The organism is Moorena sp. SIO1G6, from assembly GCF_010672795.1.
GTDB lineage: Bacteria > Cyanobacteriota > Cyanobacteriia > Cyanobacteriales > Coleofasciculaceae > Moorena > Moorena producens.
The window spans coordinates 1-22691 of sequence record NZ_JAAHFZ010000084.1; the positions used below are offsets into that span (position 1 = coordinate 1).

The 22691-nt window shown below is 43.5% G+C and carries 17 protein-coding genes and 1 pseudogene; 15 read left to right on the top strand and 3 right to left on the bottom strand.

What is annotated here, in order from left to right:
* Positions 1 to 126: 126 nt before the first annotated feature.
* Positions 127 to 1284 (top strand): annotated as a pseudogene (locus F6K63_RS34020) (ISAzo13 family transposase); the annotation flags it as partial.
* Positions 1285 to 1895: 611 nt separating this feature from the next.
* Here F6K63_RS34020 and F6K63_RS34025 read toward each other — a convergent pair.
* A complete protein-coding gene (locus F6K63_RS34025; RefSeq protein ID WP_131827078.1) occupies positions 1896 to 2108 on the bottom strand; it encodes a hypothetical protein in 213 nt (70 codons plus the stop codon).
* 284 nt (positions 2109 to 2392) lie between these two features.
* On the opposite strand from F6K63_RS34025, the gene F6K63_RS34030 reads away from it, so the two are divergent.
* The 9 genes from F6K63_RS34030 (at position 2393) to F6K63_RS34070 (ending at position 11077) form a co-directional block, all read left to right on the top strand.
* The gene (locus tag F6K63_RS34030; RefSeq protein WP_131827077.1) at positions 2393 to 2593 is read left to right on the top strand and encodes a hypothetical protein; all 201 of its coding nucleotides are present in this window, start codon (positions 2393 to 2395) and stop codon (positions 2591 to 2593) included.
* 17 nt (positions 2594 to 2610) lie between these two features.
* Positions 2611 to 2742, top strand: coding sequence for a hypothetical protein (locus tag F6K63_RS34035; RefSeq protein ID WP_287314575.1), 132 nt, complete (start codon positions 2611 to 2613; stop codon positions 2740 to 2742).
* 133 nt (positions 2743 to 2875) lie between these two features.
* Positions 2876 to 3922 carry a glycosyltransferase family 2 protein gene (locus tag F6K63_RS34040; protein ID WP_008188878.1) on the top strand — a complete coding sequence of 349 codons (1047 nt, stop codon included), beginning with the start codon at positions 2876 to 2878 and terminating at the stop codon, positions 3920 to 3922.
* A gap of 126 nt (positions 3923 to 4048) precedes the next feature.
* Positions 4049 to 5641, top strand: a complete 1593-nt coding sequence (locus F6K63_RS34045; RefSeq protein WP_287314576.1) for a hypothetical protein — start codon at positions 4049 to 4051, stop codon at positions 5639 to 5641.
* The gene (locus tag F6K63_RS34050) at positions 5614 to 5898 is read left to right on the top strand and encodes a hypothetical protein (protein WP_287314578.1); all 285 of its coding nucleotides are present in this window, start codon (positions 5614 to 5616) and stop codon (positions 5896 to 5898) included. The genes F6K63_RS34045 and F6K63_RS34050 overlap by 28 nt, the downstream gene beginning before the upstream one ends.
* Before the next feature lie 482 nt (positions 5899 to 6380).
* A complete protein-coding gene (locus F6K63_RS34055; RefSeq protein WP_287248778.1) occupies positions 6381 to 6755 on the top strand; it encodes a helix-turn-helix domain-containing protein in 375 nt (124 codons plus the stop codon).
* Between the two features lie 103 nt (positions 6756 to 6858).
* Positions 6859 to 8118 (top strand): RNA-guided endonuclease InsQ/TnpB family protein, encoded by a 1260-nt coding sequence (locus F6K63_RS34060; protein ID WP_287314579.1) that lies wholly within the window; start codon positions 6859 to 6861, stop codon positions 8116 to 8118.
* A 215-nt stretch (positions 8119 to 8333) separates the two neighbouring features.
* Positions 8334 to 9287: a lysylphosphatidylglycerol synthase transmembrane domain-containing protein gene (locus F6K63_RS34065; RefSeq protein ID WP_287314580.1), complete on the top strand. Its 954-nt coding sequence runs from the start codon at positions 8334 to 8336 to the stop codon at positions 9285 to 9287.
* A 203-nt stretch (positions 9288 to 9490) separates the two neighbouring features.
* Positions 9491 to 11077: a sensor histidine kinase gene (locus tag F6K63_RS34070; protein WP_008188865.1), complete on the top strand. Its 1587-nt coding sequence runs from the start codon at positions 9491 to 9493 to the stop codon at positions 11075 to 11077.
* A gap of 51 nt (positions 11078 to 11128) precedes the next feature.
* Here the strand turns inward: F6K63_RS34070 and ilvN are convergent, their stop codons facing one another.
* Positions 11129 to 11647 carry an acetolactate synthase small subunit gene (gene ilvN / locus F6K63_RS34075; RefSeq protein ID WP_008188861.1) on the bottom strand — a complete coding sequence of 173 codons (519 nt, stop codon included), beginning with the start codon at positions 11645 to 11647 and terminating at the stop codon, positions 11129 to 11131.
* Between the two features lie 571 nt (positions 11648 to 12218).
* Here ilvN and F6K63_RS34080 point away from each other — a divergent pair.
* Positions 12219 to 12560, top strand: a complete 342-nt coding sequence (locus F6K63_RS34080; RefSeq protein WP_008188859.1) for a BON domain-containing protein — start codon at positions 12219 to 12221, stop codon at positions 12558 to 12560.
* Between the two features lie 18 nt (positions 12561 to 12578).
* On the opposite strand, the gene F6K63_RS34085 is transcribed toward F6K63_RS34080, so the two are convergent.
* Entirely contained in the window at positions 12579 to 13490 is a 912-nt protein-coding gene (locus F6K63_RS34085) for an alpha/beta fold hydrolase (RefSeq protein ID WP_008188855.1), read from the bottom strand.
* Between the two features lie 216 nt (positions 13491 to 13706).
* Between F6K63_RS34085 and infC the strand changes: the two genes are divergently transcribed.
* The 4 genes from infC to dnaE all read left to right on the top strand — a co-directional run bounded on the left by infC (position 13707) and on the right by dnaE (position 22281).
* Positions 13707 to 14237 (top strand): translation initiation factor IF-3, encoded by a 531-nt coding sequence (infC, locus tag F6K63_RS34090; protein WP_008188853.1) that lies wholly within the window; start codon positions 13707 to 13709, stop codon positions 14235 to 14237.
* Positions 14238 to 14430: 193 nt separating this feature from the next.
* Positions 14431 to 17424 (top strand): hypothetical protein, encoded by a 2994-nt coding sequence (locus tag F6K63_RS34095; RefSeq protein ID WP_008188851.1) that lies wholly within the window; start codon positions 14431 to 14433, stop codon positions 17422 to 17424.
* 438 nt (positions 17425 to 17862) lie between these two features.
* Positions 17863 to 18354 (top strand): Crp/Fnr family transcriptional regulator, encoded by a 492-nt coding sequence (locus F6K63_RS34100; RefSeq protein ID WP_008188849.1) that lies wholly within the window; start codon positions 17863 to 17865, stop codon positions 18352 to 18354.
* A gap of 108 nt (positions 18355 to 18462) precedes the next feature.
* A complete protein-coding gene (gene dnaE, locus F6K63_RS34105) occupies positions 18463 to 22281 on the top strand; it encodes a DNA polymerase III subunit alpha (RefSeq protein WP_287314582.1) in 3819 nt (1272 codons plus the stop codon).
* Positions 22282 to 22691 lie beyond the last annotated feature (410 nt).

A 22691-nucleotide genomic window follows, 5' to 3' on the forward strand; every position in this document is an offset into this window, starting at 1 on the left:
TTGTACAAAGATGGCCTTCCTTTGATGAAACGACTAATTCAAGCTCGTTGCTCTATTACTGCTCCTCCTACTCTTCCGATACCTCTCTAAACCTGACCAAACGTCTTTCCAAAAGAGCCACACCCAATAAAAACAGTGGCTTTTGCGACTGGATTATCAAGTAAAACCATTAAAAGGGGAATTCAAGAACTACAAGTTCCAATTGTTCAAGATGATAATCAAAATCAAATAATCAGCTCAACTAAGATCCACAGAAAAGTGAGAAAACCTGGAGGTGGACGCAAAAGTCTATCGCAAAATGACCACACATTAATTCAAGATTTAGAAAAATTAATTGCACCAGCGACTCGTGGAGATCCATGTTCTCCGTTACTCTGGACATCGAAAAGTACAGCAAAATTAGCCAAAGCTCTAAAAGAAATGGGACATCAAATTAGTCCAAGAACGGTGGCAAAATTGTTGAAGCAATTAGGGTATAGTTTACAGAGTAATAGAAAAACTTCGGTTCGCGCAGCGTCTCCGAAGGAGAAAGGTTCATCTCATCAAGATAGAGATGCTCAATTTCAATACATTAATGAGAAAGTCAAAGATTTTCAAGAGCGTAATCAGCCAGTAATTTCAGTAGATACAAAAAAAAAAGAATTGATTGGAAATTATCGCAACGTAGGACAAGAATGGCATCGAAAAAAAGAGCCACTTCAAGTTAAAATTCATGATTTTCCTGATCCAGAACAAGGAAAAGTAATTCCTTATGGAATTTATGATGTAACTGATAACTCGGGATGGGTCAACGTAGGAATAAGTCATGATACAGCTGAGTTCGCCGTAGCTTCCATTCGTCAATGGTGGAAAAATATGGGAAAAAAAGTTTATCCAGCAGCTAAAGAAATACTGATAACAGCTGACTCTGGTGGCAGTAATGGCTATCGAATTAGATTATGGAAAAGTGAGTTACAAAAATTAGCGACGGAAATCGGATTGACCATCAAAGTATCCCATTTGCCTCCCGGGACAAGCAAATGGAATAAAATTGAACATCGAATGTTTTGTCACATAACAAAAAACTGGAGAGGTAGACCTTTAACAAGTCAAGAAGTTGTCGTAAATTTAATTAGTAATACTACGACTAATACCGGACTTAATATCCAAGCTGAATTGGACAAAAATTACTATAAAACTGGGATAAAAGTTAGTGATAAAGACTTTAATGAGGTGCAGATTGTGCGAGAATTTTTTCATGGAGAATGGAACTATGCTATCCTGCCTCAATCAACGTCTAAATAGGTAAAGTTATTTTTGCGCGAATTCTAATTTTGATAAAGTATAGCGCGAGATTAAAATCAGATTAGTGCTCAAATCATCCTTAAGAGCAAGGAGACTCTCGTTATACCCGCAGGGTTAGCGAGAGAGGAATTGCGTCTTTAACGATAAACGTGCTAGAATGAAAGTGGTCAATGACCCACCCGAGACGATGGAAACAGATGCGCCTATACGAGCGAAGTCCAGTAACCTGGCGGCGCAGCAAAATTGGTAGACTTTGAAGTTACCGTAAGGATAGTGGAGTCTTTATGGTTGGCAGGTTATGCAGAGAAGGGTAAAAATTTATTAATTAAGACTCCACTATCCTAAGGTTTCGTCTCTAGGGAAAAGATGACAGGGCAATGGAAGGCCAACCCTTGAATCAAAAGTGTATCAAGACTTTTCTTGAAACTCGACACATGAGAACCGCAGGGCTTGCGGGGATAGTCTGGGTCGCGAGCGTAAGACCAGAAAACCCCTTGAGGGTGGAGGCGGTTGCTATGAAGCAGAAACCTAAATCGTGAGGTTTAGGAATCCCAGCTCCTTTGGAGCCGCTACGCGAACGTTATAATCTTTGATTTAACGATGGGAGGATGTCAAGAGCACAGTTGCGATCGCTTAATAGTGATTAACTTGATCGCGCTTAATAAAATCCAATTAGTGGTCAAGTGATTACAAACACTGTGATCCCATAAGGCACGATTAAACCGTTCGCGTAGCGTGGCCGTAGGCCAATCGATAGCGCAAAATTCGTGCTTTGATAAAATCTTCAGCAGTTTTGCGATCGCATAAATTCGTGCTTCGCTCAAGTCATGATTAGCAATGCGATCGCGTCATTTTGCTCAAGCCTATCGATAGCGTAATTGACAGCGGTAACACTATCATCAGCATTGCGATTACCTAATTGAAAATTAACTATAGCGCTATACTAAATTAGTATAGTATGCTTTATGATAACAAATCTGTTATAGCAGTCGCCAGGGCAGTTAGGACATGACAAAAGTCTCAAACCTAAGTAAGCGCAAGAGTTTGGGCGTTGCTGATTCTGGGTATGGTTTTGCCCCCCTAGCCCCCCAATTTTGCGGTGCGACCCGTGGCGAATTTAATTCGCCGACGGAAAGCGCACCGGTGGGGGAATAAGACTTTCTTGCGTCCCTTCCGGTGCGCGCCTCCTAGGGCGAGTAAATCGCCCTTGGGTCGCACCGCAAAGTTGGGGGACCCACGGGGGCTTGACCAAAACCAGATGATCGCGTATTCATTCCTTGATTCAGCAACGCCAGAGTTTGACTTCTGACAAATGACTTCTGACAAATGACTTCTGCTATACAAACACAACTGTTGCTTCCCCTACTCCCTACTCCCTACTCCCTACTCCCTACTCCCTACTCCCTACTCCCTACTCCCTACTCCCTACTCCCTACTCCCTACTCCCTACTCCCTTGACTCCCTATTGAAAACTGCTATAATCCCCGAATAACCTACCATAATCAAGAAACCAAAACTCTTTTGCCTGCGTCTGCGATAATCAAAGGCACCGGAGTTTTTCCTATTCTTGATCCAAAACCCGTCACCATCGATGACGAAACTAATTATTCAAATCCCCTGCTACAACGAAGAAAACAGCCTAGGGATTACCCTTTCGGTGCTTCCCCGTCAACTGAGGGGTGTAGATACCGTTGAGTGGCTAATTATCAATGATGGCAGTACAGACCGCACCGTAGACGTAGCCCGCTCTTATGGCGTAGACCACATTGTCAATTTTAAACACAATCAGGGACTAGCCAAAGCTTTCATCGCAGGAATCGAAGCTTGCTTAAAAGCCAATGCGGACATTATTGTCAATACCGATGCGGATAATCAGTACTGCGCTGATGACATTCCCAAACTCATACAACCTATTATATCAGGTCGAGCCGAAATAGTCATCGGGGCGCGACCGATTCAGAAGATTAAGCACTTCTCCCCCATCAAAAAGTGTCTACAAAAATTCGGTAGTTGGGTAGTCCGAATTGCTAGCAATACTAATATCATCGATGCTCCCAGTGGATTCCGAGCTTTTAGCCGAGAAGCCGCCTTAAAGCTAAATGTCTTTAATGAATACACTTACACCCTAGAAACTATTATTCAAGCTGGACAAAAAGGCATTGCTATCACTTCTGTCCCAATCCGCACCAATCGCTATTTGCGCCCCTCCCGTCTAGTCAAGAGTATCAGTGCCTATGTTAAGCGATCGCTAATCACTATCCTGCGAATCTCCATGACCTACAACCCCCTGAGATTCTTTATCACCTTGGGGACAATTCCATTTACTCTAGGAACCTTACTGGGGATTCGTTGGTTAATCCTATACTTCGCTGGTACTCCCAAAGCTCACGTACCCAGCCTAGTTTTAGCTGCTATTCTGATTCTAATGGGCTTTCAACTGTGGATATTTGGCTTAGTGGCAGATCTAATGGCAGTCAATCGTCAACTTCTAGAAGACATCCAACTACGACTACGACGATTGGAAGTTGACTCCAATCACACTCCCCACTTGCCATCAACCGGAAATCAACAACAGCGGCAAAACCGGGAAGAGGGAGGAGAAGGGGAAGAATTTGCTAATAATTTCTTGAATAGATAATAGTCCGATTGTGATAGTGGGACGCTCTTAAGACTACTTGTTATAGTAGGAAACTCTTAAGACTACTTTTGGCTGAAAACAACAATCACTCTCGGACTGACGCACTGACACAAACAGCCGCAAATAATGACCAGAGACCTATTCGCCCGTCAAGCCCTAAACCAAATCCCTAAAATCCTTACCCTCCTAGACCGCAATCCCCACAGTCCCACCTACGGATGCTTTGACCGTAACTTCTGGCACTATAAAATCATCGATTTCCCTAGTGGGATGGCACAGGAATTTGTCTGGCCCCTAGCACTAGCCTATCATACCGACTTGCCAGATAACCCGTTCTACCAGCAACCAGTAATTCTCGATTGGGTCGAAGCAGGGATACTTTTTGCTGCATCCAGTTCCCATCCCGATGGCTCCTGTGATGATTATTTCCCCTATGAGCGTGCTGCTGGAGCCGCCGCCTTTTCTTTATTGGCTAGCATCGAAAGTTACAAAGCCATGGGACTCCATAACCCCATTGCCTTGCAATTCTTTGAAAAACGAGCAAATTGGCTAGCCCATCACATGGAAAGTGGACAGCTGAGCAACCACCAAGCCTTGATTGTCTTATGTTTAGACCTGCTATCGGAACTCTTGCATACCAATCAATGGGATAGAGCGCGATCGCAAAGGCTAGAGCAAGTCTTATCCTGGCAAAGTCCCGAAGGCTGGTTTATAGAATATGAAGGCTGCGACCCAGGCTACCACACCTTAACTATTTCCTGTCTAGCTAGGATTTATCTGTTGAGATTAGACCCACGCCTAAAAGAAGCTCTGATCAAAGCTGTCGAATTAGCCGCAGAATTCATCCATCCCGATGGTTCCTATGGGGGAGAATACACTAGCCGTAACACTTATAACTTTTTTCCCCATGGCTTTGAATTAGTAGGACGCTGGTTTCCAGAAGCCCTAGAGATTAATGACCGCTTCTTGGTGGGATTAGCTAATGGTCTTGCTCCCTGTTACGCCGATGATCACATTATTGGTCACCATACCTGGAATTATCTCCTATCTTGGCGGGATTTTGTCAGCAACCGACCCAAACCAACTCCCCGTCCCAGTGGTCGCGTATGGTTGAAAGACGCCAACATCCTAATTGACCGCCGTCGAGGTACAGAACTTTATTTAGCTTTGAATAAAGGAGGCGTTTTTAAGATATTTCGAGACAATCAATTAATTGCTTCAGATACCCATTTTTCCCTACTCGTAAAAGAAAGAGGTAAATTCAAAAATGCTGTTGGTCATCTGATCGATGACTATCAAGTTAAAGTCAGTGAGGATGAAATTCTGATTGAGGGAAACTTAGGATGGGCAAAACAGAAGCAAATGACTCCAATGAATTTACTAATTCTACGGGGAGTGATGTTAACGGTAGGACGCTTCTTTCCCAATTTAATTCGGAAATTATTGCAGAAATTATTAATTACTGGTAAAAAAGACGCTCCCTTCTGCTTTCGCAGATATTTTTATTGGCAAGGTGAGCGATGGTTGGTTATTGATGAGTTACAAGCTAAGTCTTGGAAATCGGTACAAAGTGTTGGAATTGGTGGAGACCAGACATCGATTTATGTGGTCATGAGTCGTACCTTTCAAGCAGGTCAATTACAACCTTGGGTTGACCTAAGTGATGAGGTGCAAACCTTGGATGATTATGAATGGTTGAAGTTCGAGCAGCGTTTTTAAAATCAGATTACCTTGACAACACTATGGAATTCACAATCAAGAACCACACCTTCTGCACATACCACATCGAATCCATCGAGTACGCTGACCACATACACTACCTTGACTCCGGTGAGTCCCCTGATGTTAGCTATTTACGTGCTGAGGAGTTTACATTTAATCTCCAAAACTCAATTACAATAACATTCACGCTTGATGACTGGTGTGACGCTGGTTACTACGATCACATACTGTACGACATCATTGACCCAGGGTAAACGCATCTTGTCAATAAAGTGGGGGTAGTTATCAATAAATTTGGCCTTATTGTGCTTATTGACAATTGTTTTTCCACATATAGTGTTTATTGAATTTGACAAAAACTATTATATATAGGATTACAAAAATTAGATGCCTTTACACTGTTGACTATAGCGCTATAAAAAATACACTATATGTCATAGCGCTATATAAATCGAAGAATTTAAAAAAATATAGCGATGTAGTTTTATGAGTTTATATTCCTATAGATAAACTATAGCGCTATTTAATTTTTGCTGATGGCTGTCTGAACACCTGTCTCCAAAGCGATAGCGCTATAGTTTATTAGGTATAAGATTAATTACAGAACTTAAACACTAACTTTAACAGTTAACCTCTCCTCTTACTTCAACCTCTAAACTATAACGCTATATAAACATACTATTAAATTATGTAACAGGTTTTTAACAACAATAGCGCTAGATTAAAGGGGGAAGACATGGCAGCACAACAGATAACTACAATTGGAACCACTCAAGCGACTTATCTGTTAGGAATTTGTGTCCAACGAGTTCGCCAACTCCTGAAAAGCGGCAGAATTAAAGGCGCTCAAAAAGTTGGCAGATTTTGGCAAATTCCCTTATTTAATGGCATGCCTAAAGTAATTCCCGGTAAGCGTGGACCAAAAGGAACCTGGAAAAAAGTTGCACAAAAGGTGGCGACTTACATCCACGTCAACCAGCAAATTATTAAGGAAAATAGAAAATACGATACTTACAAGCCTGTGCTGACCGTCAAACAAGGTAAACGCAACACCTACGGTCATTATGTAGAAATCAAAGGCCCATCTCGGTTAGTCTATCAACCCAACTAAACGGGCAAGTGGTCTCCCGTTATAATCGCGTGATTTAAGGGGAGGGGAATTGCCCGACGGGGTTTAACGGTTCTCAACAGTACGCGAGTAGTACAATAACATTATGCTGTTAACTTACTGCTATCGAATCAAGCCTAGTGACGAACAGATAGCCATCATGGAGAGATGGCTGGAATTGTTGCGTCGTCACTGGAACTATGCTCTCGGTCAAAGACTTGATTGGCTCAATAGGACTCGTTGTCCTATTGATAGATGCAGTATTGTGAGGGAAGCGATTGGCGAAGTCCCAGAACCCGTTAACTATTACACCCAGCAATCAGCACTAAAGGAAACTAAAAAGCTATTCCCTGAGTACAAGCTGATTTACGCCGAAACTCAACAAGTCAACTTACAACGGCTGAACATGGCATGGGAACGATGGAGAAAACCAGATGCGACCGGAAAACGCGGAGGACGACCTCGGTTTAAGAAACAAGGTCAATTGCGGTCGTTTATATTCCCACGGGTTAACAATTCCAGAGCAGGGGCGCATATCAAACATGGAGTGCTTAAGCTGAGTCGGATTGGTGAAATATCTGTGGTGATGCACCGACCTCTACCGTCCGGTTTCACTCTCAAGCAATGCACTATCGTTAAAAAAGCGGACGGCTGGTACTGTTGCATCTCAATGAAGGATGATACTGTCCCTGAGTTTCTTGCTGTAGAATCGGTTAAATCTGCTGTTGGGATTGATGTCGGCTTAGAGAAGTTTCTGACCACATCAGATGGTGAAGCCGTTGAGATTCCGCAGTTCTACAGAAAGGCTACTAACAGGTTAGCAAGTGCCCAACGGGTAATGTCACGCCGTGTAAAGGGTTCTAAAAACTGGCAGAAAGCTAAACAGAAAGTAGCTCTATGGCACCTTCATTTAACCCGTTGCCGCAAGGAATTTCACTATCAAGTCGCCCATTGGCTATGTAGTAAGTATGACCTGATTGGGTTTGAAAATTTAAATATCAAGGGACTTGCGCGGACTAGATTAGCGAAATCAATACATGACGCAGGGTGGGGGTCGTTTCTGGAGATTTTACAAGCAGTGGCGGTCAAACGCGGTTTGTTAGTCCAGTTCGTTAACCCACGGGGAACAAGTATTGAGTGCTTCAACTGTGGGGCTTCAGTTGAGAAAAATCTAGCTGATAGAGTTCATAACTGTTCCAGTTGTGGGGTCAAGATTGATCGTGACTGGAATAGTGGCATCAACATTTTGCATCGTGCATTAATGGCGGTTGGATTGCCGCTGAATGGCTGTGGTAAATCAATACATGATATTGAGGAACAGCAAGTCTCATTCGTGAGTTTGAGAAGCCTACATCATAATCGTTGATTTGATGTAGGAGTAGTCACTTGTCCTAAGCATTGTGGGGCTAAGGTGTGGCTATAAGTTGACCCCGCTGTTGAAATTCTCACTAAAGTTTTTGGTTAGCATCAGATGTTGAAGGTTGTTCGCCTTTGGCCTTCCCCTAGGGTAGATTGAAGGTTGACCGTTGCCGGTTGCCGGTTGCCGGTTGCCTTTTGCCTTTTGCCTTTTGCTGCTAATCCATGAAACGACTCATCTCCATTGCCATCAGCCTACTCATCTTAGGGGTAATTTATGCCAAAATTGACTTTCCCCAACTGATCGCTGTATTCAAAGAATGCGATCGCATGTGGATGGCGATTAGTCTGGGCATGGTGATTCCGATCACCCTGTTCACGGCTTGGCGACTGCAACAACTAATGCCGACGGGTTCCCAACTCCGATTTTGGGAAGCCAATCGCCTGATTTTAGCTGCCAGTACCCTGAATATGGTCTTGCCCTCCAAAATGGGAGATATTGCTAAAGCCTACTTTATGAAGCAGCGGGGTAATTTAGCTGGGAGCTTGTCGTTAGCCATCGTTATTTTTGAAAAAGCTTGTGACATGCTGTCTCTACTGCTATGGTGTGTCTTTGGTTTATTACTCTATCCGGGGAAAAGTGGTTTCTTTTGGTTGATGACCGCTGGGATAATTTTCGGCTTAATTTTAGGGCTATTCCTCCTCAGTTCCCGCAAATTTGCCCATTTATTTTTCTTAGTGACAAAAAAAATTGCCCCAAAAAAATTCCGTCCAAACCTAGAAAAAATGCAAATGTCTTGGGGGGAAATGCACGGCTACTTCTGGCATGACCCCAAGCAATTATTCAAAATTACCCTAACTTCAATTTTTATCTGGTTCTTACACTTATTGCAAATTTGGTTATTTATCCTCGCCCTCAACGCCTGGACACCCTTTTTAGCCAATCTCGCTCTGTCCCCCCTAGCCATTTTAGCGGGATTGTTACCACTAACCTTTGCGGGGGTTGGCACCCGTGATGCTGCGCTAATTTTCTTCTACCAACGCTATTTCCCTAAGGAGGAAGCTGCCGCCTTAGGATTACTGTGTACTTCCCGCTACCTACTTCCAGCCATTGGTGGCTTACCCTTTCTAGGACAATATTTGACTACAGTGCGCGACTTGGGAAAAAAACCTTCTTAATTTGACTGTTGTCAAGAGGAGATGTATGTTAAATTTATTTAAATTCGGAGCAGTTTAGTTAATAGTTTTGTAAAAAACTGTTTAGGGATGGCACAATTCCCCAACAGCAAATACTATAGTCTGTACCGGAAAGCCATCCTTGAAGAGGCAGCTGCAATGCTCAATAGTCATGGTCGTGAGGGAAAAAGGTGAGGCAAAAATCTATGTTAATAAGTCGCAGAACTTTACCCCCTAGCTCTGGTAAGGGGGTCAAACCTAATCCAACGGTTCACAAAAACTTCACCAATTGGAAAACTAGTTGGCAACCTACGAATCAGACACTAGCTGAGCCAATAATTGACCGTAAAAGAGTGGAAGAATCTCTCTTAGCAGTCCAACAGAGATATCGATCTCTATTTGAAAACTCGACTGATGGTATATTTCAAATCACCCCTGATGGTTACTATATAGCCTGTAACCCATCGCTAGCTAGACTATATGGCTATGAATCACCTAAGCAATTTCTTAGTAATTTAACTGGTGTTGGGGATTACCTTCACAAAGATCCCGAGCGACGCTATCAATTCCTTGACCTACTGCACTCAAAGGGTTTTGTAGAGGATTTTGAATCCCAGGTCTATCGCCAAGACGGCACCCTAATGTGGATTTGTGAAAGTGCTTGGGCAGTGCGTGATGCTACTGGTTACATTCTATACTACGAAGGTTTTGTAAAAGATATTACTAAACAAAAATTAACTGAAGCAGCTTTACAAGCAGCACAAGCCAAATTAGAAGCCCAAAGCCAGGAACTGGAGAATGCCTTAAAGAAGCTGGAACTGGCTCAAGAGGGATTAAAGCAAAGTGAAAAAATGTCCACCTTAGGACAGTTATGCGCTGGTGTTGTTCACGAAATCAACAATCCACTTAACTTTATCTGTGGAAATGTGACTCCAGCAAGGGACTATGGCGAAGATTTATTAAGACTGTTGGGATTATATGCCAAACACTATCCCCAGCCTGTAGCCGAAATTCAACAGTACGCTGATCTAATTGATCTAGATTTCCTGATCGAAGATTTTCCTAAAACCCTATCATCTATGGGATTAGGTGCAGAACGCTTGCAACAGATTGTGCAATCAGTGCGCCACTTTTCCCGACAGGATGACCAGGAAAAGCAGCGAGTGAATATTCATCAGGGCATTGATAGTAATCTGACTATCCTCCATAACCGCTTAAAGCCCAAAGGAAAGAATCCCGGGATTACCGTGACCAAGGACTATGGAAAACTCCCTTTAGTGAAGTGCTACTCTGGTCCAATCAACCAAGTGTTGATGAACCTGCTGTGCAATGCCATTGATGCTCTGGAAGAGTCACAGGTTAACAGGTTCTTTGTTACAGGTTCTGCAGCTGTTCAAGCAGACAGGTTCTTTGTTCCAGTTTCCCCTCAGTCTTCTGATTATGGCCCGCAAGGTGTAAAGCAAAAAGCACCAGCCCCCCCTAAGATCACCATTCGGACAGAATTTCTAGGCAGCGATGGTGATCAAGGGGACAGTTCTGGTGGACAGGTCGTGATCAGAATTATCGATAATGGTCCGGGAATGACAGAAGAGGTCAAACAGAAGATATTTGAACCATTCTTCACCACCAAATCAATCGACAAGGGAACTGGCTTAGGGCTAGATATCTCCAAGAAAATCGTTGTTGAACAGCATGGCGGTCAAATCCTATGTACCTCTAATCCGGGTAAGGGAACAGAATTTGCGATCGCAATTCCTGTAGGTTCATATCATCAAGGCTTGCAGGTAAAATAGACGAACCAATCACCAATGACTAACGACCAATAACTAATGACTAATGGCTACTTAAACTTTTGCGTGCAAAGACTTGAGATATTCAGTATTGACTCCCGATTCTCGGGTTAGGGCGATTTTGCCAGTCCGGGCAATTTCACGGATACCAAACTTATTCAGCATTTGGGTCAGTGCTACCATTTTACCAGGGTCTCCCACAACTTCTAGAGTTAGTGACTCCTCAGATGTATCTACGACATGGGCACGAAACACCTGGGCTAATTCAATAATCTCGGAGCGGGTGGAACTAGTAGTGTTAACCTTTAGCAGCATCAACTCCCTTTCGACACAGGGAATTGAGGTAATATCTTGTACTTTAAGGACATTTATTAGCTTATAGAGTTGCTTAGTCAGCTGCTCAATGCTGCTGTCATCTCCAGGTACTACCATCGTAATTCGAGATATACCAACCTGCTCAGTTGGTCCAACGGCAAGACTTTCGATATTGAAGCCTCTACGGGCAAATAAACCAGCAATGCGAGTTAGAACACCGGCTTCATCTTCAACTAAAACGGAAAGGGTATGTTTCATAGTTTGACTTGGGAGTTGACTTGGGAGTTGACTTGGGAGTGGTGGGGGCGTGTGCTGCCTAAATTGCTATCAACGTGATTTATTGGTGAGACTGTTGACTGTTAAGTGTTGACTAGCCCCTTTTTTTAGGGGGTATAAGGGAGTAGCAACGGTTAACTGTTAAGTTTCTTGAAGCTAAGCGTCAACGGTCAACGGTAAACCAATGTAAGCATTCAGCGATCAGCGATCAGCGATCAGCGATCAGCGATCAGCCAGAGGTTAGGTCACAGGCTAGAAGCCTGTGCCACAAATCACCTCAAGTAGTTTGGCCAACGGCCAAGATATTTTCCCCAGACTTTCGATTTTATTTTAAGCACCTCAAGTAGCGTGAGCTTTTAGCTGACGGCTGACAGCTGACGGCTGAATGCTTACAAACCAATTACCATTTTATCCAGGTTTTGAGTAACCAAGAACTCTAGTAACAGTGTGCTGTATCTAAAGATATATTTTTTATGAAACTAGGCAGCTAATTGCCAAATTCCTCGGTAACATAAAAATCGGTAAAAACTGATTGGAGTGAAACCAAATAATTATGGGTTGGTTAAAGCGAATGTTTGGATTTGGGAGCCCAGAGGAAGCTGCCGCAGCTAGTACCCCTTCAGAAGATGCACCAGCAGGAGATGACATTCCCCCAGAACGAATGGGGTTAAACGGGGAATACGACCAAAGCGGCCTTGCCAAGCGAGTTGTTTGGGCCTTTGACCAAGACGACGAGCTGGATGACGAGGAAAGGCTCTGGGTTGCTCAAACTGGCGGTAAAGTTGTGCTAAAAGGAGAAGTAGCTAGCCAGGAGGTTCTAGATAAGATGGTTAATGTTGCCTCAGGTGTGGATGGTTGCACGGAGGTTGAAACTGATCAAGTGAGCGTCGGCTAATACCAATTGTGGGGATAATCAAACCTTAGCTCCCAGCCACTCTAACAGGATCAGATTCACCTGTTCCGGACATTCATCGTGGGGACAGTGACCAGCATGATCTAACTCCAATAGCTCTAAATTAGGATTGAGTTTAACAAACTTGCGAGCTAACATAGGGGGAATCATCCGGTCTTCTAGTCCCCACATCAATAGCATAGGAATATCTAATGTAGGTAATAGGGATTTGACCGGTAGACTAAAGTTAGGAGCGGTCATCCCTCTCAAAAGTCTACTAAAGGTGGCCGCAGCTCCAGGATCGGTGGCAGGGACACTCAGAATTTCTACTAAATCATCTGTAACTGCCTCTGGATTAGCATAAGCTAACCCTGCCCACTTACGCACAATCCCTGGACGTCTTACCACGTAAAATAGGGTTTTGAGTAGCACTGGTGATGCCACTAGACTCTCAACAGTTGAGACTATCGGTCCGAGCCAACTAGGAATCGCTTCTTCTCGGGCTTGGAAATCTGGTAAATTAATCATCACCAGACCTTTAACCATCTCTGGATGGGTTGCTGCTGCTCCTAGACCAACTAGCGAACCAATGGAGTTACCTACTAACACTACCGGTTTTTGGATAAAAGTTTGCCAAAATTCATAAACCTGAGCTACCCAAAGGTCAATGGTATAGTCAACCGAAGCTTTCCGGGATGCCCCAAAACCCAGCAGATCTAAAGCATAAACGGTATGATGTTGACCGATTACGTCTAGGTTATTACGCCAATGCCCTACCGAAGCACCAAACCCATGAAGCAGAATAACTGGTGTTGTCGGCTGGACAGTTAGGGGTTGGGGTGGGCGAAAATAGGTATAACGGATCGGCCAACCCCGCCAGACCCAATCCCTTTGACTACCAACTCGTTGCTGCCAATGCAAAGATTTGGTCACAACCTGCCTCAACTTCAAAAATATTTACAAAGCAACTTGAGTCCATTATGCCTTGCCTATCAGGCAAAGGAGTAAGTTATAACTATTCCATCGGCCTTGGTTTCCTAAGTGATGTTAATAATTTGAACAGAAACAAGAAAGGAATTAGTAAAATGGCAAGTGTATGTAGTAAGTCGATTTTTTGATTAATCCACTTAAGAAAATAAACAAACGCCTGTGAGTGATAATAGAAGACGCCAACGCGATCTACCCCAAATTAACGAAAGAATAAGGTTTCCGAAGATTAGAGCCATTGATACCGATGGGGCACAGCTGGGTATAATCACACCTCAAGACGCCCTGCGGATCGCTGAGGAAAAGGAGTTAGATCTTGTCCTGGTTAGTGACAAGGCAGATCCGCCAGTGTGTCGCATCATGGACTATGGCAAGTACAAATTTGAACAAGAGAAGAAAGCCCGTGAAGCAAAGAAGAAGCAGCACACGGCTGATGTAAAAGAAGTGAAGATGCGCTACAAAATAGAAGACCATGACTACAATGTGCGGGTCAATCAAGCGGAGCGCTTCCTGAAATCTGGCGATAAGGTCAAAGCTACCATTACCTTCCGAGGTCGAGAAATTCAACACAGTAATTTAGCCCAGGCACTACTCGAGCGCATGGCTAAGGATTTACAAGAATTGGCAGAAGTCCAGCAAGCACCGAAGCGGGAAGGTCGTAACATGATGATGTTACTCTCCCCCAAAAAATAGTGGTTATAGTGATTGGTCATCAGTCATTGGTCATTGGTCATTAGTCATTGGTCATTAGTCATTGGTTATTAGTCATTGGTACCCACATGGGCAGGTGCCTGGAATTCATGTCTGAATACCCATGCACGGAGCAAGCAGCTTAAAATACCAAGGACTACTGACTGAGGACTAGTGACGAAGGACGAATGACTCTATGAAATTGCCATCTCCGACTCGCCTGAAGGGTTACTGGGTTAGAAAAATCCTAGAGTGGGTGAATCTTCGCCCAGAAGAAGGCGAGCGGACATTGTTGATGTTCGCCTTCCATACCACCACTTCCATGGGACTGCTTTGGTTAGAGTACAGTGCCATTGCCTTGTTTCTAGAGAAATATGGCGCGAAGTGGTTACCGGTGATTTATATTGCTAGTTCCGTGATCTGCTCTGGGCTGGGAGTATTATACTCCTGGTTGCAGAGCATTTTACCCTTGAGGTCAGTCTTGGTAGCGATCGCTATCCTAGCTGCCTTACCCCTGTTAGTGTTCCGCCTAGGCTTGGAGATCGAGTATGGCTATATTACTGTAGTCACCATCTTTCTATTGCGATTGTGGATGGATGCGGTGTACATCCTCAATGACCTTAATTCCCAGGTGACGGCTAATCAGTTATTCAACATTCGGGAAATTAAGCGTACCTACCCCCTAATCTCCAGTGGGCTTTTGGTAGCTGATGTCCTCTCTGGGTTCTCATTACCTCTATTATTGCTGTTAGTGGGACTCAACAATGTGGTGGCTTTTGGGTCTGGCATGATGCTCATCGGAGCACTGACCTTGGTTTATATATGTCAGCACTACCAGCAAGCCTTTCCTAACTCCCCAGCACGACAGTGGGAAGAAATGGAGCCAGACTTTGCTGTGCGTCAGCCGAGTGAATCCCTCAGACGCTATGTCATCCCTTTATTTGCCTTTTTTATCTTAGGGGAAGCCCTGTACCTCCTAATTGAATTTCAGTATATGGGTCAATTGGAGCAAACCCTGGATAGTTCAGCAATTGCTGGTTTTCTGGGTCTATTCAGTGGTACGTTGGGACTTTTTGAACTGGTGACCCAATGGTTTATCTCTAGTCGGGTGATTGATCGCTTTGGTCTTTTCCTAAGCGCTATGGTATTACCTGGTGCTTTATCTGTGATTGGCTTAGTGACCCTAGCTAACATGGCAAGTTGGCTAAAGTTTGATATTGGGTTCTTGCCTAGCTGGATTACAGGGCTATTTATTGGTGTAGTCTTACTCCGATTCGTTGATGAACTATTGCGCTTTACTTTAATTGCTAGTGTTGAACCTGTACTCTTCCAAGCCTTACCGTCAGGGTTACGCTCTGTGGTGCAGACTACTGTGCAAGGGATTGCCAAACCCATGACTACTGGCATTACTGGCATTGGAATTTTAGCCACCATTGGGCTGCTGGATTGGGCTTTCCCCAATTTTGAGCCATTGCGCCATTGGGTGTTTATTCTAATGGTAGTGATTTTTGCTCTATTATGGCTGCTGAGTACCCGGTTGATGCGGGCTAATTATGGTTCATTGCTGCTGATCAATGCTGAGCAAGGACGTTTGGGTTCTGCCAATACCAATTTCCTGGATACTAAGACCCTCTTTGAGGAAGCGGTAAAGCGACTGAAAACTGAGCCGAAGAACCGCTCTGCTTACATTCAACTGTTGTCTCAAATCGCTCCAGAAACAGCGAGTCAGGTTCTTTCTCCCTTGCTGGGAGAAATGTCTACAGATTTGCAGCGCCAGAGTTTAGAGGTGATGTTGCCCTATCCCAACCCAGATTGTCTAGAAGATGTGTCTCGGTTGATTGATCAAAGACCACCAGTAGAAGTCCTGGCCTTAGCATTGCGCTATTTTTGGCTGGCTCAGAAAGACCTGAATATTCGGACAATTAAGCCTTATCTACAACCTGCTGTTGACCCAACCGTAAGAGCTACAGCAGCTGCTTTAATTATGGGTCGGGGTACACCAAAAGAGAAATTTGAAGCCGTCAAAACCCTGCGGCGGATGCTCACCTCAAAAAAAGAGCAAGAACGGTTGATGGGTACCCGAGCTTTGGCAGAGATGGATTACTTGGAATCCTTGGTAGTTTATATTGATGACCTGTTAAGGGATAAGTCATTAAAGGTACGGTGTGCTTGTTTAGAGGTGATTGCTGCTAAACGATTTGAAAAGTACTATCCGTCTTTAGTCAAGGCACTTTACTACACATCTACCCGCAATGCTGCTCGTAGAGCGTTGGTCAAGCAAGGGGATGAAGCCATTGCTTTATTGAGGGTTTTGTCTGAAGATATTCATAAGCCAGACCCAGTAAGGCGGCAAGCTTGGATGGCTCTCGGTGAGATTGGCAGACTCCAGGCTATAACTCAGAAGGGTACTCCTGAAGCTATGAAGCATTTGGTGCAACAGTTGATGAGTAGTTGGGGGACAACCCGTCGTAATATTCTCACGATCCTGCTGAAGATTCCAGGGGAGGTTGGAATTGAAGCGGTGATGAACGAGTTAGGGCGTAGGGTCGTAGAAGCCTTAATTGAGCAAGAATTGATGTTTTTGGGTCAAATTTATGGCGCACTGCTGGATTTGACCTCAAAGAAAATAGCTGGACTGGAGGCAGATTTGCTGCGGCAGGGGCTTAATGATCTTCAACAAGATCTGGTGGAGGTGTGTTTCTTACTGATGAAGTTTCTTTATCCATCGAGTGCCATCAAAGCAGCTGAGTTTAATCTAGCATCCCATTCTCGGTCAAACATTGCCCTAGGGTTAGAAATTTTGGATAATACCCTAGATATTCCTAATAAGAAAGCATTTTTGTCAATTTTAGACCGGCGTTCTCTGAAAGAAAAATTAGCTGCCCTCGTGGATTTAGTGCCTTATCAACCCATGAGTGTAAGCGATCGCTTACGTCGGTTAATCGAGTTACGACATTTTATGTCAGATTGGCCCCTAGCGTGTTGTTTTCATGTGGCCAGAGCAGCACACTGCTCTCTAGCACCAGCAGCGGCTATGAGTTGCTTACGTCATCCTACCGGTTTTGTGCGGGAAGCGGTTGTGGCTTATCTCAAAGAGATGTCACCTCGTGCTTGTGCAGAGTTGTTGCCAGTGCTTAGGAATGACCCAGATCCCTTGGTAGCTGCTCAAGCACAAGAGATTATCGGATAGTTTGATCAGTATAGTTGCCTATTGTTTGTAAACTTTGCTGGCATCATCTCTAATTTATCATGGCAGTGGACAGTAGAGCTAGGGGTGAAATAATGTCTGAAAGTAAGCATTCAGCCATCAGCGTGTCGCGTATCAGCGTGTCGCGTATCAGCTATCAGCCATTGACCTGTGGCCACGCTACTTGAGGTGGGAAGAGCTTTTGAATAAAATAAGCTGACCGCACCTCAATTAGCGTGAGTTTTTAGCTCACCGCTGACCCCTGAATACTTACGTCTGAAATTACCACAGTACAGTGGTTGAATCTTAATTAGAGCTCTAGGTCTAGTGAGCCATTAACTATAAACAATTAGCGAAACAACTATCGGTATGGGTTAAACTTGTAGTTTACTACAGGACGGCTATTCGCTAGCAGCCAACCGCTAACCCAACCGCTAACCAATGTTATCTAGCATTGATCGTTTAATTTTTATCAGGGGTGTCCCAATTTTTCACGAATTGCGGGACGATTTTCTGATGCGACTAGCCTCTGTGATGGACGAGCTAGACTTTCCTTCTAACCATACCATCTTTGCTCAAGGGGAAGAGGGTAGGGAACTTTATATTGTAGTCTCAGGTTTGGTAAGAGTTCACATTGGTGAGCGGAATTTGGCACAGTTCAAGCAAGGAGCCTGCTTTGGGGAGATGTCCTTGTTTGATGCAGAACCTCGTTCCGCTTCTGTGACCACCATCGAACCTTGCCATTGTTTGATGTTGACACAGCTACAACTCTATGATGCCATTGATGAGACACCAGAATTTGCAATTAAGATTATTCGTATGCTGTCCCGCCGTATTCGGGAACTTAACAGCAATTTGAATACTAATCAGGTTAAAAATCCACCATTGGATGTGAGAAGGGTTGGAAGTCGTTTAACGGATTTCCGTGCTTAAGATAAGTCCTAGTTTTTTGGTACTAGTTTCTTTTGGTACTAGACGTGGATCGTAGGTTCGTTAATCATTAAAATAATCAGCAACATCGGTTTATAATTAACAGTAACTATGTCTTTTGTTGGTCTACACATTCACAGTGATTATAGCCTACTGGATGGAGCATCTCAGCTACCAGCACTGATCGATCGAGCTGTTGATTTGGGAATGCCTGCGATCGCACTGACAGATCATGGTGTGATGTATGGTGCTATTGAACTGATTAAAGTTTGCCTAAAAAAGGGCATTAAGCCGATAATCGGTAACGAAATGTATGTGATAAACGGGGATATTGAGGTCAATAAGCGTTACCGAAAATATCATCAAGTTGTCTTAGCAAAAGATACCCAAGGCTACAAAAACTTAGTAAAACTAACAACTATTTCTCACCTCAAAGGGATGCCAGGTAAAGGTATTTTTGCTCGTCCCTGTATCAATAAAGAATTACTGGAGCAATATCACGAAGGGTTAATTGTAACCAGTGCTTGTTTGGGGGGCGAAGTTCCCCAAGCTATCCTAAAAGGTGACTTAGATCAAGCCCGTAAAGTAGCTAAGTGGTACCAAGATGTTTTTGGGGATGATTACTATTTAGAGATTCAAGACCACGGCTCTGTAGAAGACAGAGTGGTTAATGTTGCGATTGTCAAGATTGCCAGTGAATTAGGAATTAAAATTGTTGCGACTAATGACTCCCACTTTATCTCCTGCTATGACGTAGAAGCCCATGACGCTTTGCTGTGTATTCAAACCGCTAAACTGGTTACAGAAGAGAAACGGATGCGCTATAGTGGCACGGAGTATCTCAAGTCAGCAGAGGAAATGAAACGGCTGTTTCGAGATCATTTACCGTCCCAGGTGATAGAGGATGCGATCGCAAATACCTTAGAAGTGGCCGATAAAGTCAAGCACTACAATATTATGGGGGAACCTCGCATCCCACACTACAAGGTATCCAAGGATTATACCCCTGACACCTATTTAGAAGAAATTACCTGGAACGGACTGATGAAGCGGCTAAAGTGTCGCTCTCGTAGTGAAATTGATCCAGTGTATAAAGCCCGGCTGGAGTATGAGTTAAAAATGCTCCAGCAGATGGGGTTTTCTACCTACTTTTTAGTGGTTTGGGACTACATCAAATATGCCAGAGACAATGATATTCCCGTTGGTCCGGGTCGTGGTTCAGCAGCAGGCTCTCTAGTGGCTTATGCCCTAGAAATTACCAACATTGATCCTGTACATCATGGGCTACTGTTCGAGCGCTTTCTAAATCCAGAGCGGAAATCCATGCCAGATATTGACACAGATTTCTGCATTGAAAGACGGGATGAGGTGATTAAATATGTCACCAATCTCTATGGTGAAGACCGAGTAGCCCAGATTATTACATTTAACCGCATGACCTCTAAAGCGGTATTAAAAGATGTAGCGAGAGTGTTAGGAATTGCCTACCAAGAATCGAATCGTATGGCTAAGATGATTCCAGTGGCGCGAGGTAAGCCAGCCAAACTCTCAGTCATGATTTCTGATCAGACACCAACACCAGAGTTTAAAGAAGCTTACGATCAAGATCCGGAAGTGCGTCGTTGGGTGGATATGGCGATTCGGATTGAAGGGACAAATAAAACCTTTGGTGTCCATGCTGCTGGTGTGGTTATTTCAGCAGACCCCTTAGATGAAATTGTGCCATTACAACTGAATAATGATGGTGCAGTGATCACCCAGTATTTTATGGAAGACCTGGAATCTCTGGGACTCCTGAAAATGGATTTTTTAGGACTAAAGAACTTAACCACTATTCAGAAAACCAAAGAGTTAGTTAAAAAGACTCAAAATATTGAACTCGATTTAGATGATATTCCCCTAGAGGAAATTAAATCTAGGAAAATTTTAGCCAAGGGTGAACAGAAGAAAAAACCCCCAGGTGTTCAAGAAACTTACGAGCTCCTAGAGAAAGGCCAGTTAGAAGGAGTATTCCAATTAGAATCTTCCGGAATGCGTCAGGTGGTGCGAGACCTGAAACCTGACAGTATTGAAGATATATCTTCAATTTTAGCTCTTTATCGCCCTGGTCCTCTGGATGCTGGTCTGATTCCTCAGTTTATTAATCGTAAACATGGTCGAGAAAAAGTAGAGTATCAACATCCTCTATTAGAGCCTATTTTACAGGAGACTTATGGAATTCTATGTTTACCAAAAGGTACCTTAATTGATAAGCCCGATGGTTCTTATGTGCCCATTGAGGAAATTAAATCTGGCGACCTAGTATTAACCTCTGATCGTAAACGAGTTTGGCCAGCAAGGGTAGCCAAGCAATGGTGCAGTGGTGTCAAAGACATCCTGAAAATTACGTTATCTAGTGGTACAGTTATCTATTCCAGTAAAAACCATCGCTTTTTAACACCAGATGGAGATAAATTTGCCTATGAGCTGAAACCAGCAAACCCGGTCCTCAAGAATGCTGATGGTTTTGGTTCTGAAGTTTATGAAAAATATCCCGGAGCGAGCAACAGTAAAAAACTGTGGCCAAATGATGCTCACTTGGGTTTAGTAACTAAAACGCTAGTCAAACAGTCATCTCAACAGGCAACGCTATCCAGACCGAAAGAGTTACAGTACAAGACAAGGGTTAAAGACTGGGATGTTCGGATAGTTTATGTTACCGCTGTTGAAGAGAGTGGGCAACAGGAGTGTTTTGATCTACAAATGGAGGAACAATCTTCCCCATACTTTCTGGCTCATGGCGTAGTCGTTCATAACTGCTTTCAGGAAAGCATCATGCGGATGGCCCAGGATTTGGCCGGTTATTCTCTAGGTCAAGCCGATTTACTGAGGCGGTGTTTGAGTGGATCAACTGAGATAGTGGATCCAGCAACCGGTCGTTTAGTTTCTCTGAAGGAGATTGCTTCTAAATCTAGTTACTGGTTGGGACGAAAGGTTTTTTCCCTGGATTTAAAGACCCAAAAAATTACCCAACGACCAATTATCGAAATTCATCCTAATGGGATTCGTGATGTTTGGGAGATTACTACCAAAACTAACCGCAACATTCGCGCTACGGATGATCATCTTTTCTACACGAGTCTGGGATGGAAGCCTCTCAAAGAGTTTACCATAGGAAGCCCGATCGGTTTAGCGAAAACATTACCAATTCCCTACAGTCGTGAACTGTCGAATAGTAAAGTTAAGGTAACTGCTGAGATCATTGGTGATGGAGATTTTTCTATAAAACCTCTAGCTTCTAGCTATCCAACTCTGAAAGGGGAAAATTTACCTAGGGCTTTTCAGAATCAAGCCTTGATGGGGATTACTGACTCAGATATTTTCTGGGATGAGATTGTTGAGCTGAAGTATCTTGGCCAAGAGGATGTTTTTGATTTAAGTATTGCTGAAACTCATAACTTTCTTGCCAATGACTTTATTGCTCACAATTGCATGGGTAAGAAGAAAGTGGCTGAGATGCAGAAGCATCGGGAGATTTTTATCGATGGTTCAACCAAAAATGGCGTGACTCAAGACATAGCTGAGGAGTTATTTGACCAAATGATTAAATTTGCCGAATATTGTCTCAGCTATGATACGGAGATTATCACAGTAGAGTATGGTCCAATAGCGATTGGTGAGATTGTCGAAAAAGGTATCCCATGTACTGTCTATAGCGTTGATAGTAATGGCTATGTCTATACCCAACCTATTGCTCAGTGGCATAACCGGGGAGAGCAAGAGGTGTTTGAATATACTCTAGACGATGGCTCAGTGATTCGAGCTACAAAAGATCATAAGTTTATGACGATTGATGGTCAAATGCTGCCGATTGATGAGATATTTGAGGGAGGGTTGGAGTTGAAACAGTTAGCAGAATTGCCTTTAGGGTTAATTGAGCAAGCTAGTTAATTTTTATGTATTTTTGTTAAGTTAATAACCGCATAATAACGCTTTCAGATATTAAGAAATAATTCGCCAACAGCATCTTGACCTCAACCCAACCCGGATTTTGTATAATTTATGCATAAGAGGTTGTCTGAGAAGTCTCATTTGCTACATCCAAGCCCCCTAAATCCCCCAATTTTGGGGGACTTTTAGCAGCAAATATTCTTGTTCCCGCCATAATTGGGGGGCTAGGGCGTGTTTTCAAAGTTTTCGGCAAGATTATGATCCCCCCCAGCCCCCCTTAAAAAAGCTATGCTTTATAAACATCTTTCTTAACATAAAACTTGACAAAAAGAGTCAAGTGTGCATAGAGAGGCGATCGCCCTAAATTGACAAAAAGAGTTAAGTGTGTATAAGAGTGCGATCGCTAATCT